The following is a 16,533-nucleotide window of genomic DNA, read 5'->3' as shown; positions in this document are numbered from 1 at the left end:
CGATATTTTGGAGCGAATCTATTTGATAGACTACTAGTTGCAGCTGTCGAAGATACTTGGTATGGAAAACTTAGGTACAATTACGGATAATCATATAATTTTAATAAGCAACTTAAACATTGTACTTCTATATCAATCGAACGAATCGGCCATTAGTAAAACCAAAACACCTATTGACCTGCAAAAAGAAAAGATTAATCAAAAAGTAGCTTGTATAATAGATTTTTAACTATTTTTGATCTACGGATAATTGTTCCACATATGATTCGAACCAGCTTTGCCCCAAAAATTAAGCTAATTGTTATTGCGCTTTTTACCTGCTGCTGGGGAACCATCTCAATGGCTCAGCAGATAAATGTATTGCCCAAGGAGAAGCAAGAGGATGTAGACAGATACCTTGAGCTAGTAGCACGGTATAAACAGGCCAACAACACAGAACAAGCCATATTTTACCTTAACCGGATAGCCTTTACCTACTGGGAAAACGGAAGCCTTCGCGAGGCTGTGTCCTACTTTCTCGAATCGGTTCCCCTGAACGAGAAAGTTCGTAACTACAACGATATTAAATCAATTTACAGCAACATTGCCTTAATTTATACCGACCTCGAACGGTTTGACCTGGCTTTGGAATATTTTAACAAAAGCCTTGAGGCCCGGCGCATTCTCAATAACAAATCGGATATAGCTGCGGGCTTAATCGATGTTGCCTATATACATGGCGCACTCCGACAGCATGAAAGGGCCATACCTTTGCTCGAAGAGGCTCTTGCATTATCAAGAGATTTGGGTAACCCACGTCTCACCCTGAACTGCTTACGTCTTTTAAGCTACAACTACGATCAGCTTGGTAACCTTGCCAAGGTTCAGGAGATGAACAACTTGTCGGCGCAAATAGAGCAACAGCTTACCCGGGCCGAGGTAAGGGAGCAGTACGAAGGCATTGTGGGAAAAACCGAAGCTGAGGTTGAACGCGAAAGGGTCCAGCGTACCGCTCAGGCGCTTGAAATGGAGCTCCAAAAAATTAGGGCACAAGCCACCGAGGACTCCTTGGGGTTTGCAATACAAGCGCAAAGGGACTCGCTGCTTCGGGTTGAGCAACTTGCCCGACAGCGCCAGCAGGAAATTGAGCTACTGGAGTCGCAACGACAGATACAGGAGCTTGCCGAGAAAGAGCAGCAAGCCCGACTACAGGCTCAGCAAACAACCATTTACGCCGGGGCAGCGGGTATCTTCCTAATGATTATCCTCTCCCTTTTCATATTTAAGGGATATCGCGATAAGCGCAAAGCCAACTCGCTTCTTAGCAGTCAAAACGAGGAGATAAACAAGCAGAAGAATCAGATTCAAAAGCAAAACGAGAATATCAACAAGAGTATTAACTACGCTCAGGGTATTCAAAAAGCGTTGCTCCCTTCGCAAAAAACGCTGGAGCAGTACTTTGTTGACTCATTTATATACTTTAAACCCCGCGATGTGGTTAGCGGCGACTACTACTGGTTTACACCAATCCGCAATGGTAATGCTGCCTACAATAAGGAAACCGATAAGTTTGCCATCTCGGCCATTGACTGTACAGGTCACGGGGTGCCGGGTGCGTTCCTGTCGATGATTGGCTACAACCTCCTCGACGAAATTATTGACAAGGGCATCCATAAACCTGGGCAAATACTCATGGAGCTAAACAAAGGGATTAGGCGCACCCTTAGGCAGGACGAGACCGATAACCGCGACGGTATGGATATGGCTCTTTGCGTTTGGGATCCCAAGGAGAGAGTGATTGAGTTTTCAGGAGCAAAAAATCCCCTCGTTTACATTGCCAACGATGAGCTATTTAGGATTAGGGGAGATAAGGAATCCATTGGTGGAGGCAGTACCAATACCGACTTGGAGTTTACTACCCACAGAATACCCATTGATTGTCCAACTTGGGTATACATGTTCTCCGATGGCTATATCGATCAGTTTGGAGGCAACGATGGTCGCAAGTTCATGATAAAAAACTTTACCGAGCTACTTGAGCATATCCATAAGCTGCCTGCCAATGAGCAACGCGAAATCCTGAAGATTACATTTAACGAATGGAAGCGCCAGGAATACCCTCAGGTGGATGATGTGCTGGTGATGGGATTTAAGATTGACTGCTAGCGGTGGTATAACTGACGGGGTGACTTTTCGCTAAGCGTAAAAGTAACCCCACCTGTACATTTAACACAAACTGCCTGCAATAATTCCTAGTGTTTCCCCCTTCAGTCTTCTCTCTTCGGTCAATTGTCTTTCAACTTTAAACTTTAAACTTTAAACGCAAAGACACTAAGGCGCAAACACCAAATCTTTAAACACATAAAACTATACTTCCTAATGTATTAAAGACGCAACCACCCTCTTTAGGCACTTAATACTCTAGGCACTTTATGAACTTTCTTTTCGGTCTTCGGACTTCCGACTTCCGACTTCTGACTTTCGACTTTCGACTTTTGACTTTCGACTTTAAACGCAAAGACACGAAGACGCAAACGCCTTATGTTTAAACACATAAAACTATACTTCCTAATATACAAACGACGCAACCACCCTCTTTAGGCACTTAAAACTCTAGGCAATTTATGAACTTTCTCAGTGGTCTTCGATCTTCTGACTTCTGACTTTCGACTTTCGACTTTCGACTTTAAACTTTAAACGCAAAGACACTAAGGCGCAAATACCTAATCTGTTAAACACATAAAATAATATTTCCTAATGTACAAAGGACGCAACCACCCTCTTTAGGCACTTAAAACTCTAGGCACTTTATGAACTTTCTTTTCGGTCTTCGGTCTTCTGTCTTCTGTCTTCGGTCTTCAATCCTCAATCTTAAATCTTCAATCTTCAATCTCCGCCCCCTCCGCCCCCGTGCCAACCCACCCATATAACCGTGCCATATATCACACTTTTTCAAACATTCATCCGCAATTTACCTCACTTACTCAATATTAAGGAGTTTAGCGGCAAAAAAAGATGAAAACTACTTGTATTATAATTTTTTTGCAATATTTTTACATAAGTTTTCAAAACGCAAACAAATTAGCAACTATACTACTAACAATTAAATTTTAAATCCTATGAGAAAACTATTACTTGGAGTAGCCATGCTACTTTTTGCCCAAATGGGCTTTGGACAAATGGTATCTGACCAAGCTGTGATTCCTGTTTCCGTAACCCTTAATTCAATTCTTCGCCTAACCGTTACTTCTGGTGGAAATATTGTGTTTGTTTTTAACACCATCGATCAGTATGAGAATGGTATTGGTGGAACCCCAAGAACAACCACAACCTTTCAGGTTTCATCATCGAGAGACTATAGCATTACCATGGTACCAGAGAACGGAACATTCATTGGCCTTGAGACAGGTAATACTACTTTTGCATTAAACAACGTTGGCTATACACTAGGAACCACTGATGGTGAGGTTATTGACACTGACCTACACGCATTAGCCGCTACCCAAGTATTAACCCCTGTAGCAGGTGCAAGTGCTGGTGGTAACCATCAATACACAATCCAATGGGAAGTTGGAACGGCTGGAGCAGGAATGGCAGCCGCTCTATCGGAACAAAGTTTGGAGACAGATATTTATGTTAACAACATTTTCTTAACCCTAGCACCAGATTAAAGTTAAACTATAGATGTTAATTGGGCAATAGAGCCAAGCGGAGTTCGTTTGGCTCTATTGATTGGTTAACTAAAAAGAAATGAATATTCCTACAAAGAGTTTCATTAAGATATATATGCTGGTCTTTGTATTGGCTGGGTTATTATTTGCCAATAGCTCTTCGGCAAGGCCTGTTAGACTGACCTACTCTGGAGGTTTTATTCAGCTCAACATTACATCGCTTGACCATTACAATAATGGCATTGAGTTGCCAAACTGGACAAGAATAAAAATTGTGATTGACACAACGGGGTATGACCTACCAGTAGGTACCTACACAGGTTGGAGGTTGTACATCTGGTCTGCAGACTCGGCAATTCAATCTGACGATGGGAATGATCCGTTAGATCTTGCATTGCTTACAATGCAACCTGTAGGCTTTTCAGCTAGTCACCCTGCCACAGAATATACATTTCCAAACTCTACTACACCTTATACACTTTCAAATTCTGAAAAAGTCTTTATCGAAGGGACTGTAATAGACGGATTTGTAGCAACATTCGGATTGACTTATGAGTTTGGAAAAACGGCCCCATTACTTGATTCGCCATGGGGGTTTTACTATACTCAATTATATTTTAAGTTAGAATTGTACTAACGAAACAATTAGAGAAACTACTAACTTACTCCAGGAAATAAATGAAAATATGGGTAAAACATATCGCATTATCTTTTGCTCTAATATTTTCACTAAATTTTGGCAGTTTTGCTCAATTCTTTCTTTACAACGAAGCTCCTGTTGATGTTGACGCAAGATTTTCTCGTCAAACCATTGAATCTGCTGCAAAGCAAACATTCTTCAATGCCCTAGTTATAAAAAACAACTCCAATAGACAAGAAACCTTTACCCTAAACTTCACAGTCCCCGAAGGATGGACAGTTATCGGTGGAGATAAAATCGAGATCAACCTTCCTCCCCTAGATTCAATTACTGTCCCCTTAAGAGTAGCCATTGGTAGTAATGTTAGAGGCGACATTGGCTACAATGTTATTGCTTCACTAACAGATACTAGAGGCAACACTATAAAAAACGAATACTGCTTTGTAAAAATACCCCGCACTGCAGATCTAACCATTCGCTATTCTAACAGAATTTTTTATCTTGACCCAACATCAAAGTCGGCTGAGTTTTCAGTAAGCATTCATAACAAAGGAAACCGGGAGGAATTAATAAATTTCCTCTTTGATGGCAATAGCTCTCTTACGGTTGGCGTACAACGTGAAGCATTATTTACAAAGGATGTATCCATACCACCCCATTCAGACAGCCTTCTAACCTTCAGGGTATCACTGGCAGATATAGAGCAATACGGGAGAACTATATTTGGTCTCAAAAGTATGATCTCATCGATTGACACAGTTTATCAAACAAACCTATGGTTTAAGCTAATAAAATCGACATTCGTTAATCAAATCCCCTCTAACGAAATCCCCTTGAGTATATCAGCGTATGCTCAAGGTATTGCAGACCCATACAACACTCCAGTTTACACTTTGAACCTTGAAGGGAAGCTTCTATTTGAAGGAGATAGTGAAATTGGATATTACTATAGGAATTTCTCTTCCCGCAAACCAGAAGACCTTTACCTATACAACAAAATGCACATAAGGGGCCAAATTAAAAATTGGACTATTGAGCTAGGAGATGGGTATAGAAACGTTGAAAGCAGCATGATGGGACGGGGTGGATATTTAGCATATGATAACCCAAGAATTAAAGCCGAACTTATTGCAACAAGGAATTTGCAAACAGATGTAGATAATTTAGGAAGTAATTTTAGTTATCGATTCACACCAGAGGTTCAAACCAATTTGGGGTTAGCATATAACGAAAGCCGACGGGATAACTTTAATTCTAAATTAGTTTATGTAGGTTCAAGGTTTACTCTATTTAATCAGCACAATTTATACCTCCAATCATCATACAATTTACTGGAGAGACAAATTGATAATAAATCTAATCATAACGAGTTCGGATGGCAAATGTATTACACCTCGAACGTAGGAAACGTATCAACGTCCATTCGTGCACGATCTGCCAGCGCATTCCACTATAGTCCTTATGCCGGTCGATTTGAAGTATTTGGGTCTATGATCTGGCGTAAGAATCAAGACAATCAACTTCAAGTCTTTTACAACGAAAACACCAACCAATTCGCAACAATCCAAGCAGAAACTATAGTCAACAGATCAAGCCTCTCAACACGAGACGGATATGCACAGTGGAGGCATTTTATTGCACCAGAAGTTGAAATATTTGGGGGGCCAGCAGTTACTAATTATCAAAACGCAGGGTTAAGGATGTTTCCTGAAGGCAGAGGTTTTAGTAGTTTAAACATAAAAGCTGTTTTTGGAACTAGAATTAAAAATCAAACCAACTCTATAATATTAACTCCTACTTTTGAATTAGCTCAAGCAAGGATACTTGACAACCCTTTTGCTCCAGATAACGACAACAACAAACACCCTTTATTTCATCACCTATCACTGACGTTGCGTAGCCGTAACTTCACAACAATGGCTTATTACACATCTGGACCAAGATCGTCTTATGATCAGATTAAATATTTACAGACAAGTATTGGAACTCGAAAGATACAACTTTTACCAACCTTCGAATTTTTCATCTATAAGGACATCGTGAAACTCCAAACTGGAATGAGTTATGCCAATGATATGATTGCGAAGTCAACTTATACGACCCTACATGGTCAAATTAATTGCTATTTCCCAAACAATATTGAAGTGCAGGTTCTTGGCGTATACTCCATGCAAAACAGGTTAAACCAACAAGATGCCGTTGAAAGTTATCAAAATTTATATCTTGAATTCGGAGCGAAAAAAGATTTCGCATTAAATCAACCAAGGGTTAAGTATCACAATATTAACATCGTATTTTTCAAAGACTATAATGGGAATTTCATTCAGGAGCCGAATGAGCCAGGAATAAAGAGTGTGTTATTAGAAATTGAAAAAGTAGATTCTGAGATTAAAGGCAAAATACCAGGAGACTTTCATAGCTCTGAACTTATTTCTGACAATATTGGAATAGTAAAAATTGAAAAAATCCCTGAGGGAACATATAAATTTAATTATACTCCATTAAGTGCTGATGTTGGAACATATAGCAAAGCTATTGAAGAAACGGAGATTAAAATAGACCGATCTGGCACATACTACTTTCCATTCGTTGAGAAAAACAAAGTCTTTGGTAAAATTATCCTTAACCGTAGCCGCCTTTCGGGCTTAGGACGTGTTGATGTTTCCAACGTTCGCATAACCGCCACCGATAGCCAAGGACGCTCCTACTCTACGCTAACCGACAGAAATGGTGAGTTTGTGCTATTTGCCCCCGTAACCGATGAGTATATCCTTACTATCAATAATATTTACTACGAAAACTTTGACCTTAGGCAGAACAGCTTCCTAGTTCAATTTAATGGCTATAAGCAGTTTGAGGTAAACTTTGTGTTCGACGAGAAGGTGCGCCGGATTAACTTTGCTGCCACCGACCAGGATATGCAGCAGGGTGTTCAGCAGGTACGCCGTACCACAATATCGGGCTCAGTTAAGGATGTAAACACGCAACAACCCATTAGGGCTAGGGTTAACCTAATAAACACTCGCACCAACGCCATAGTAGCCTCGGTTAACTCTAGCGCCACCAGCGGCGACTACACCCTAAACTTCATGGCCAGCGACGATTACCTACTTGAGGTTCTGGCCGATGACTACTGGTACTTCTCCGAGAACCTAGTTCTACAGCAGGTTACTACCTTTATGAATATCAACCGAAATATTCAGCTTAAACCCATCTCGGTTGGTTCAAGCATTGAGCTAAATATTCAATTCGGTGCCAACAGCGATTACCTTGCACCCGAATCGGTTGCCGAGCTTAATCGTCTGCTCCGTCAGGTTAGGAATAACCCAACCGTTCGCCTCGAAATTCAGGGCCATTGCGATGATCTTGAGGCAATCCAAAAACCCGAAATTGGTCGCGACCGCGCAGGTGCAGTGGCCAAATACCTTATCGAAAATGGCTTTAGCAATGTGGAGGTTAAGGATATGAAGAACAACGTTCCTCTTACTTCAAACGACACCGAAGAGGGCCGTGCCCGTAACCGTAGAATTGATGTGGTGGTGTTGAGGAGGTAGGCGGTGGACGGTGATCAGTGGTCAGTAATCAGTAGGCGGTGATCCCTGCCTGCCTTGACGTCAGTCAGGCAGGGGTAGTCAGTAATCAGTAATCGGTGGTGGTTGGTGGTGGTGGTTTTCCTATATTATTTATCTTTGTCTAAACAACATCGATATGAATTTTGCAAATAGTTTTCGTGATTTGGAGGTTTACAAGTTATCCCGTGACCTCTCAAAAGAAATTTTCGAACTCACAAAGACATTCCCCGCTGAAGAAAGATACTCCTTAACTGATCAAATAAGACGATCGTCGCGTTCTGTTGGTGCGCAAATTGCCGAAGCATGGGCAAAACGACGATATGAGAAGCACTTTATCAGCAAGCTAACTGATGCGGATGGAGAACAGCAAGAGACTCAACACTGGATTGAAGTTTCATTTGATTGTGAATATATAACCCTCGATTTGATGAAGATGTTATTAGATAAGTGCTCGTCAATTGGTAAGATGCTAAACTCAATGATAACAAAGTCAGATCAATTTTGCAATAAAAATCGATAAGCAGCATCCCCCGGTCTCTGATCACCAATTACTCTCGTCAACCTGACTGTTTACGAGACAAGCAAATACTGATTACTGATTACTGATTACTGATTACCGATTACCGATTACTGATTACCGATTACCGATTACCGATCACCGATTACTGATTACCGATTACTGATTACCGATTACTGATTACCGATTACTGATTACCGATTACTGATTACCGATATGATCATCAACTTCAAAAAATACCACGGCGCAGGCAACGATTTTGTGATTATTGACAACCGTGAGCTTAATCTTACCCCTTCGCCCCAACAGGTTGCTAGCCTTTGCCATCGCCAGTTCGGCGTGGGCGCCGATGGGCTAATGCTGCTAGAGAACGACGCCAGCTCAGACTTCAGGATGCGCTACTACAACTCCGATGGGCACGAGGCCACCATGTGCGGCAATGGCGGCAGGTGCCTTGTGATGTTTGCTTATCATCTGGGAATTATTGGCGAAAAAACCAAATTTACTGGCATTGATGGCGATCATGAGGCAATTGTTATTGACCCGCAAACAGTCCGCCTAAAAATGATAGACGTTGATGATATTACCATGGACGAGGATCACTACCTAATCAATACAGGGTCGCCTCACCTTATTCAGTTTGTAACCGATGTGGACCATGTGGATGTTCCCTACCAGGGCCGATTAATGCGCAACTCCTTTGGCAAGCAACCCGCTGGGGTAAATGTAAACTTTGCCCATTTTGTTGACCAAAGCATTAAGATTCGCACCTACGAGCGGGGTGTTGAGGGAGAAACGCTTGCCTGCGGCACTGGAGCCGTAGCCACCGCCATTGCGGCAAACCATTGGTACAACGAGGACAAAAGTTCGTACACGCTCGAAGCTCGGGGAGGCACCCTTACCGTAACCTTTCAAAGAGTTGCTACCAACAAGTACCAAGATATCTGGCTACAAGGCCCAGCCCTTAAGGTTTTTGAAGGGGAAATTGACCCTGCCTTTGCCGGCCCGTCTGACCACGGTAGTCGGGCAGACAGGCAGGCAGGCTGACAGCCCTGCCTGTAGGCAGACAGGGTGCGGAGCTCCCTGCCATAGGCAGGCAAGCCTACCAGAGGCAGGTAAACTGTCAGCGTCAATTAGACATTAGATTGGTTGACCCGCCAGTGGCCTGTCTACCCTGCCTACCGGCAGGCGGCAGGTAGTGCGGGCAGGTTGGTTGATTGATTGGAAAATAGAACGATTGATCTGTCTTTCTCGTCAACCTCCAAAAAAAAGTCTGTGTCCCTCGTTATCTCGTCAAAAATGATGACGAGATACGAGACAAGCTGAGACAGGCTCCTTACCGTTTACCCCTGCCTGACTGCCTACCCGACTACTGCGGTCAGGCAGTCAGGCAGGCAGGGATCACTGACCACTGCCTACAGATCACCCCTGCCTGACTGACGTCAAGGCAGGCAGGGATTACTGATTACCGATTATCTCGTCAACCTCCAAAAGCGTCGGCTTACGAGACAGGCCGATTACTGACCACCGACTACTGACCACCGACTACTGATCACCGACTACTGCCCACCGATTACCGATTATCTCGTCAACCTCCAAAAAGCGTCGGCTTACGAGACAGGCCGATTACTGACCACCGACTACTGCCCACCGATTACTGCCCACCGATTACCGATTACTGATTATCTCGTCAACCTCCAAAAAGCGTCAGCTTACGAGACAGGCCGATTACTGACCACCGACTACTGATCACCGACTACTGCCCACCGATTACTGATTACCGATTACTGATTATCTCGTCAACCTCCAAAAAGCGTCAGCTTACGAGACAGGCCGATTACTGACCACCGACTACTGATCACCGACTACTGCCCACCGATTACTGATTACCGATTACTGATTATCTCGTCAACCTCCAAAAAGCGTCGGCTTACGAGACAGTCCGATTACTGACCACCGACTACTGACCACCGACTACTGATCACCGACTACTGCCCACCGATTACTGACCACCGATTACTGATTATCTCGTCAACCTCCAAAAAGCGTCGGCTTACGAGACAGGCCGATTACTGACCACTGATTACTGTCCACTGATTACTGACCACTACCGATCTCCAAAAACTAACCCTCCCACAATTTGCTCACGCAGCTACAACTTTGTATTTTTGCCCCAACAAATTTTATATCAAATGAATATTGCACTCATTGGCTACGGTAAAATGGGCCATGAAATTGAGGCCATCGCCAAGGAGCGAGGGCATACCATCACCCTGATTATTGACAGGGAGAACCAGCATGAACTTAACCCTACCAACCTAAAGGCGGTGGATGTGGCCATAGAGTTCTCAACTCCCGAAACGGCTTTCGAAAATATTAAAACCTGCCTACTGGCAAACACACCAGTGGTAAGCGGCACCACGGGATGGCTCGATAATTTCGAAGAGGCAAAGCAGCTGGCCGAGAGCGGACACGGTGCGCTATTCTATGCATCAAACTTTAGCATTGGGGTAAACCTTTTCTTTAGGCTTAATCGTATTATGGCGCAATACATCAACAGGGTAAAGGGCTACGATATTGCCATTGAGGAGATACACCACACCCAGAAAAAGGATGCCCCCAGCGGAACCGCCATAACGCTAGCCGAAATAATATCCAAAGAGATAGAAAAACTTGAGGGCTGGACTCTTGAACCCGATATGGCTGAAAATAAAATACCAATAAAGGCAAAAAGAGAAGGGAATGTGCCCGGTACGCATTCCGTTACGCTCAACTCCGAGCAGGATGAAATTACGCTTACCCACCGCGCCAAAAGCCGTAAAGGATTTGCGCTGGGCGCAGTGCTTGCAGCCGAATTTGCAGCTGGCAAAAAAGGAATTTTAACAATGGATAGCTTGCTACAGGTTTAATTATTCGTGAAAATGTAGTAAACTTACCGATGAAAAAATGAACACTCACCTTCATTTCAATAAACTAAGAGAACAAACCTACTATTGAAAATAATGGAACAAATTAAAAACATCCTGAAGAACAGATACTTTCTGTTTGCACTTTCCACCTCAATATTTATCCTTTGGGTAATATGGGTTGGCAACTACTGGCTACTGCTGGGTATTCCAATCTTTGTTGATTACCACATCACCCGTAAGGTGAACTGGACCTTCTGGAAGAAGCGTGGGGTGAAAAAGCAAACCGCCCTGGTTGAATGGGTTGATGCCCTAATTTTTGCTGTGGTTGCAGCCACGCTAATTCGAATGTTTTTTATAGAGGCCTACACCATCCCCACCTCGTCTATGGAGAAATCGCTACTTGTTGGCGATTACCTGTTTGTGAGCAAGGTGAGCTACGGCCCCAAGCTGCCCAACACGCCGCTCTCCTTCCCATTTGCGCACCATACATTACCGCTAACCAAGAATACCAAGTCGTACCTCGAGTGGATTAAACGCCCCTACAAGCGGTTGGCTGGTTTTGGCGATATCAAACGCGACGATGTGGTGGTTTTCAACTTCCCCGAGGGCGATACAGTGATTGTGCAGCATCAGGAGCGCAGCTACTACTCGGTGGTTAGGGAGATTGGTCGCGAAAGGGTTCATAGGGATTACGACATTGTGGTTAGGCCTGTGGATAAGCGCGAGAATTACATCAAGCGATGCGTTGCTGTTGCTGGTGACACCCTTAGCATTAGCCGGGGTCAGGTATTCATCAACGGGCAAAAGCAGGAAACTATCGATGATATGCAGTACAACTATATCATTAGGACAAACGGCACCTCTATCAACTCAAAAATTCTGGATGATTTGAAGATAGCCAAGGCCGACAGGTTTTTTAACCCTGCTGGAGGTATTTACGAGATGCCCTTAACCTCTGAGGCATACGACAGAATTAGGCAGCTCAACAACGTGCACTCGGTGCTAAAGCACGAGAATACCAATCCAACCATGATGACCAAAGCCATTTTCCCTCACTCGCCCAACTACCCTTGGACCGAGGATAACTTTGGCCCACTGTGGATACCAAAAAAGGGAGTTACCATTGATATCGACATAAATAACCTACCGCTTTACGAAAGGATTATAGACCAGTACGAGGGGAACCTCCTTGCTGTGAAGGATAGCGTAATCTACATCAACGATGAGCCGGCCACCAGCTACACCTTTAAAATGGACTACTACTTCATGATGGGCGACAATCGACACAACTCAGCCGACTCGCGGTTCTGGGGATTTGTGCCCGAGGATCATGTTGTGGGTAAGGCATCGTTTATATGGCTTTCGCTTGATACCGATAAGCGTTTCCCCGCCAATATTCGTTGGAATAGAGTTTTTAGGGGGATTAATTAGCAGTAACATTGTAATCGCATCTTTGAGTATTTTGTGTCTTCTTTGTGCTTTGTGTGAAAACAGTTTTATTGTATCACAAAGAGCACAAAGAAGTCACAGAGTTCCACAAAACACATTCTGGGCAGCGACTTGTTTTTAAGGATAGACTCTACCCCAATATCTCCATCATCTGCTCCTGACTAATGGCGCTTAACGGGTTTGAGTTATCAACAAAATGGCTCGACAGCAGCAGCTTGCTTTCCTGTAGGCGGCGGATTTTCTCCTCCACCGTACCCACCGAGATAAATCGATATACAAACACGGGCTTATCCTGACCAATTCGATGCGCACGGGCAATGGCCTGGTTCTCCACGGCGGGGTTCCACCATGGGTCGAGCACAAGGATATAGTCGGCAGCCGTAAGGTTAAGCCCTACCCCACCCGCTTTTATCGATATAAGAAAAACGTGGCATGACGGGTTGTTCTGAAATCCGTCCACAATCTGCTGACGATTGGTAGTGGAGCCCACCAGCATTTGATAGGCAATACCTGTTTGTTCGAGCTGTTTCTCAACAATCCTCAAATGTTTTACAAACGACGAGAAGATAAGCACCTTGTGGTTCTCCTCCACCAGTGCCTCGATAGTGCGCACAACCTCATCGAACTTGCCCGAATCGGCATGCTGGTACTCCTCAAGCATCTGAGGGTGATTGGATATCTGCCTTAGCCGGGTTAGCCCTCTCAGTATCGAAATGGCCGACTGGCCATAGCCAACACTCTCGATGTTCTCGAGGATGCTGTTGCGTACCAACGATTTCTCCTCCTCGTAAATGCTACGCTGCTCCTCGGACAGGTTGCAATACACCACCTCCTCGGTTAGCTGGGGTAGTTCTGGTGCCACCTCCTGCTTGCTCCGCCGCATGATGAATGGCTCAACCAACCTTTTGAGAGCATCTTGTACCTTCTCGTCCTTGTTCTTCTCAATTGGAGTGATAAACTGCTCCCTGAATGAGCGTAACGACCCCAGCATCCCTCGGTTTAGGAAGTTGAGCTGTGCCCATAAATCGGTGAGGGAGTTCTCAATGGGCGTTCCGCTTAAGCTGATGTAATGCTTTGCCTTTAGCAGCACGGCAGAGCGGTAAACCTTGCTGGCAGGATTTTTTATGGTCTGGCTCTCGTCAAGTATCACAAAGTTAAACCGCACATCCTTAAGCAGATCTATCTCGTTACGAAGCACACCGTAGGTGGTGAGCACAATATCGTAATTAATAAGTTCGGTAACAGAACGAGTGCGGTTTGGACCAGTAAACTGATAGATGGTAAGGCTTGGCGCAAAGCGTTCCACCTCGCGCTGCCAGTTGAATAGCAGTGAGGTGGGAACCACCAATAGCGAGGTCCGCCCCATTTGCAGTAAGCCATTGCTTGCCAATTGATCTCCATTGCTCTCTCTTCGCTCAGCATCATGCAAGAGCACGGCAAGGGTTTGAATAGTTTTCCCCAACCCCATATCGTCGGCTAGGCATCCACCCATACCGCTATCGTACAGCAGCTGTAGCCACAGCAGACCAAGACGCTGATAGTCCCTTAGCTGCGCTTTTAGCCCAGAGGGGATAATCACCTGTTGAGCCAATGTCACGTTTGCAAACCGCTCCTTTAGTGTGTCTGCATCGGGACAATTAACTTGCGCTTGCTGAATAAACCCAAACCCCGACTGGGGCAGCACAAGCTTATCGCCATCGACACTACCCACCACAAACAGCCCCTTATACTTGGCAAACCACTCCTCCGGAATAACAAACACCTCTCCATTGGGCAAAAGGTACTCCCTAATTCCCTTGATGATATTCTTGCGTAAAAGGATGAACGGAAACTCTAAATCGGTTAGCTTAACCATTCCATAAATATCGAACCAATCGTTCTCGAGTTTGGCCTTTAGGTCAAGATTGTACCCCTTGATGTAGTAGCTAATATCCCTAAGCTGCTGAATAACCTCCACATCCTTTTGGGCCAATGCCAAGGCGTTGGTATTTACCCATGAAATCAGGTCGTAATCCGATGCACTATCGGCAGGGGTGAACTCGGCACCCTGAATATTGGTTAGGCCAAACGACTTGATTGTATCCTTTACAGCACCCTCCCACTCCTCATTGCGGCTAAATCGTGTGAATACGTATGTTTCGTTTACAACCTTAAGCGACACCTCTTTCTGCGGTTTGCTTTGGCTCAGGTAGTTCTTATCGCCATACCTAAAGTACAACACTAAACCTAACGATCCATTAAGTCTGGTCTCGAGCGATAGTATAGCTTTGGCCGAAAGTTCAGCCTCAACTATTTTAAACCCCTCGGGTACTACAATCTGAGTCTTTAAGGCATTTAGTACAAAGGTTTCGAAATACTTCTTTTCAGCCGACTGAGGAATGGAGATAAATTCCTTGGTAAAGAAAGGCAGCAGCTTTTTAGCATCAATGCCATGGAACCTAAACAAGCGATACCCCAATCGGATAATACAGGGGTCATGGGTAACAATCTGGGCTTGCCTATGCTTTAGGCTAACCCTTTCGCCTTTGCAGGTTGCCTCAAGCGTGTATCGTGTTTCTATTGGGGTTACCGAAAATCGGAAAACGGGTTCAGCATTCTCAGGCTCCACCAAAAGTAGGTGATCGTGATACAGATTGCTAAACTTCTTATCCTTCAAAAATATTGGAATATTGCTGCTAACAATGGTATCGTAACATTTCGCTATGCGTCGTTCGAAATACGACCGAACGTAGCCGCCAAACACCTCGTCGGTTTGAATGGCCTTGTAGAAATGGGCAACCGATTTTTTGCCCTTGCCCACCATGCGAAACATGCTGCTATCGCTTATCTCATCGAGAGTTCGAACAACTCGTTCCGCCTCAGGAGATATCAACTCACTCCATTTGGCAAGGTTATCAGAAAAAACATTGTCGAGCACGGTGTAAATACCACCCTCGCTACTTAGCAGCTCAACAATATGTGCAGTGAATGTAGCCCCAAGAACCTTATGATCCTGTAGCGATATGGCAAAAAACTTACCCCGAAAAACATCTATTGAATTCGACATTAAAATCTAACTCATTTTTTATCAACATAATAATTCCCAACCAACGTTGGGAACAAAACAACTAGCAATGATAGCTGATTTTTTTGGGGCGAGAAAAAGTTTTTCCACATATATGGCAAATCAATAACAATCATTCTGTAACACAGCAGGCACATAAAGATATTATAAGCAAATAGCTAAAAACTCCAACAAACAAAGAGCGTTGCGGGGTGTTAATAAATTGTAGTTCAATTCAAGAATTATTCTAACCAATCTTATTAACTTTACAATTCTAAAAGAGATTAGCTATGACACATCTTAAAGTGGGCGATAAAGCACCTAGTTTCATTGGGATAGATCAGAATGGCGAAAGCATTGACTTAAGCCAGCTGGCAGGAAAAAAGGTAGTGCTGTACTTTTACCCAAAGGATAGCACCCCGGGGTGCACAGCCCAAGCCTGCGACCTCAGGGATAACCACCAGATGCTACTTAGCAAGGGGTATATAGTGTTGGGTGTAAGTGCCGACAGCCAAAAATCGCATCAAAAGTTTATCGAGAAGCACAACCTACCGTTCCCCCTAATTGCCGACACCGAGAAGGAGATTATCAAGGCATTTGGCGTTTGGGGGCCAAAAAAATTTATGGGCAAAACCTTCGATGGAATTCATCGCACCACATTTATTATTGACGAGCAGGGTGTTATTGAAGAGATTATTGACAAGGTAAAAACCAAAGAGCATACAAATCAAATAGTTAAATAATACGTACTAG

10 protein-coding genes are annotated in these 16,533 nt (G+C 44.0%); 9 read left to right on the top strand and 1 reads right to left on the bottom strand.

Translation table 11 applies throughout. From position 1 onward, the window contains the following. Nucleotides 1-261: 261 nt before the first annotated feature. The 8 genes from G8O23_RS12965 to lepB all read left to right on the top strand — a co-directional run bounded on the left by G8O23_RS12965 (nt 262) and on the right by lepB (nt 12,719). Nucleotides 262-2,145, top strand: coding sequence for a tetratricopeptide repeat protein (locus G8O23_RS12965; RefSeq protein WP_166365514.1), 1,884 nt, complete (start codon nt 262-264; stop codon nt 2,143-2,145). 953 nt (nt 2,146-3,098) lie between these two features. Beyond that, a complete protein-coding gene (locus G8O23_RS12960) occupies nt 3,099-3,650 on the top strand; it encodes a hypothetical protein (RefSeq protein ID WP_166365512.1) in 552 nt (183 codons plus the stop codon). 79 nt (nt 3,651-3,729) lie between these two features. Beyond that, nucleotides 3,730-4,287: a hypothetical protein gene (locus G8O23_RS12955; protein ID WP_166365510.1), complete on the top strand. Its 558-nt coding sequence runs from the start codon at nt 3,730-3,732 to the stop codon at nt 4,285-4,287. 41 nt (nt 4,288-4,328) lie between these two features. After that, complete coding sequence (locus G8O23_RS12950) at nt 4,329-7,844, top strand: OmpA family protein (protein ID WP_166365508.1); 3,516 nt, start codon at nt 4,329-4,331, stop codon at nt 7,842-7,844. A gap of 154 nt (nt 7,845-7,998) precedes the next feature. Next, a complete protein-coding gene (locus G8O23_RS12945; RefSeq protein WP_166365506.1) occupies nt 7,999-8,382 on the top strand; it encodes a four helix bundle protein in 384 nt (127 codons plus the stop codon). 213 nt (nt 8,383-8,595) lie between these two features. Then, entirely contained in the window at nt 8,596-9,426 is an 831-nt protein-coding gene (dapF, locus tag G8O23_RS12940; protein ID WP_166365504.1) for a diaminopimelate epimerase, read from the top strand. A 1,145-nt stretch (nt 9,427-10,571) separates the two neighbouring features. Then, complete coding sequence (gene dapB, locus G8O23_RS12935) at nt 10,572-11,288, top strand: 4-hydroxy-tetrahydrodipicolinate reductase (protein WP_166365502.1); 717 nt, start codon at nt 10,572-10,574, stop codon at nt 11,286-11,288. 93 nt (nt 11,289-11,381) lie between these two features. Next, nucleotides 11,382-12,719 (top strand): signal peptidase I, encoded by a 1,338-nt coding sequence (gene lepB / locus G8O23_RS12930; RefSeq protein ID WP_166365500.1) that lies wholly within the window; start codon nt 11,382-11,384, stop codon nt 12,717-12,719. 148 nt (nt 12,720-12,867) lie between these two features. Here lepB and G8O23_RS12925 read toward each other — a convergent pair whose 3' ends face one another. Beyond that, a complete protein-coding gene (locus G8O23_RS12925) occupies nt 12,868-15,783 on the bottom strand; it encodes a DEAD/DEAH box helicase (protein WP_166365498.1) in 2,916 nt (971 codons plus the stop codon). A gap of 287 nt (nt 15,784-16,070) precedes the next feature. Between G8O23_RS12925 and bcp the strand changes: the two genes are divergently transcribed. Then, nucleotides 16,071-16,523 carry a thioredoxin-dependent thiol peroxidase gene (gene bcp / locus G8O23_RS12920; protein WP_166365496.1) on the top strand — a complete coding sequence of 151 codons (453 nt, stop codon included), beginning with the start codon at nt 16,071-16,073 and terminating at the stop codon, nt 16,521-16,523. The last annotated feature ends 10 nt before the right edge of the window (nt 16,524-16,533 follow it).

This window comes from Perlabentimonas gracilis (genome assembly GCF_011174675.1).
GTDB classification, from domain to species: Bacteria; Bacteroidota; Bacteroidia; order Bacteroidales; family Tenuifilaceae; genus Perlabentimonas; species Perlabentimonas gracilis.
The sequence above is the reverse complement of the archived record's forward strand: the minus strand, read 5'-3'. Positions and strand labels throughout refer to the sequence as shown.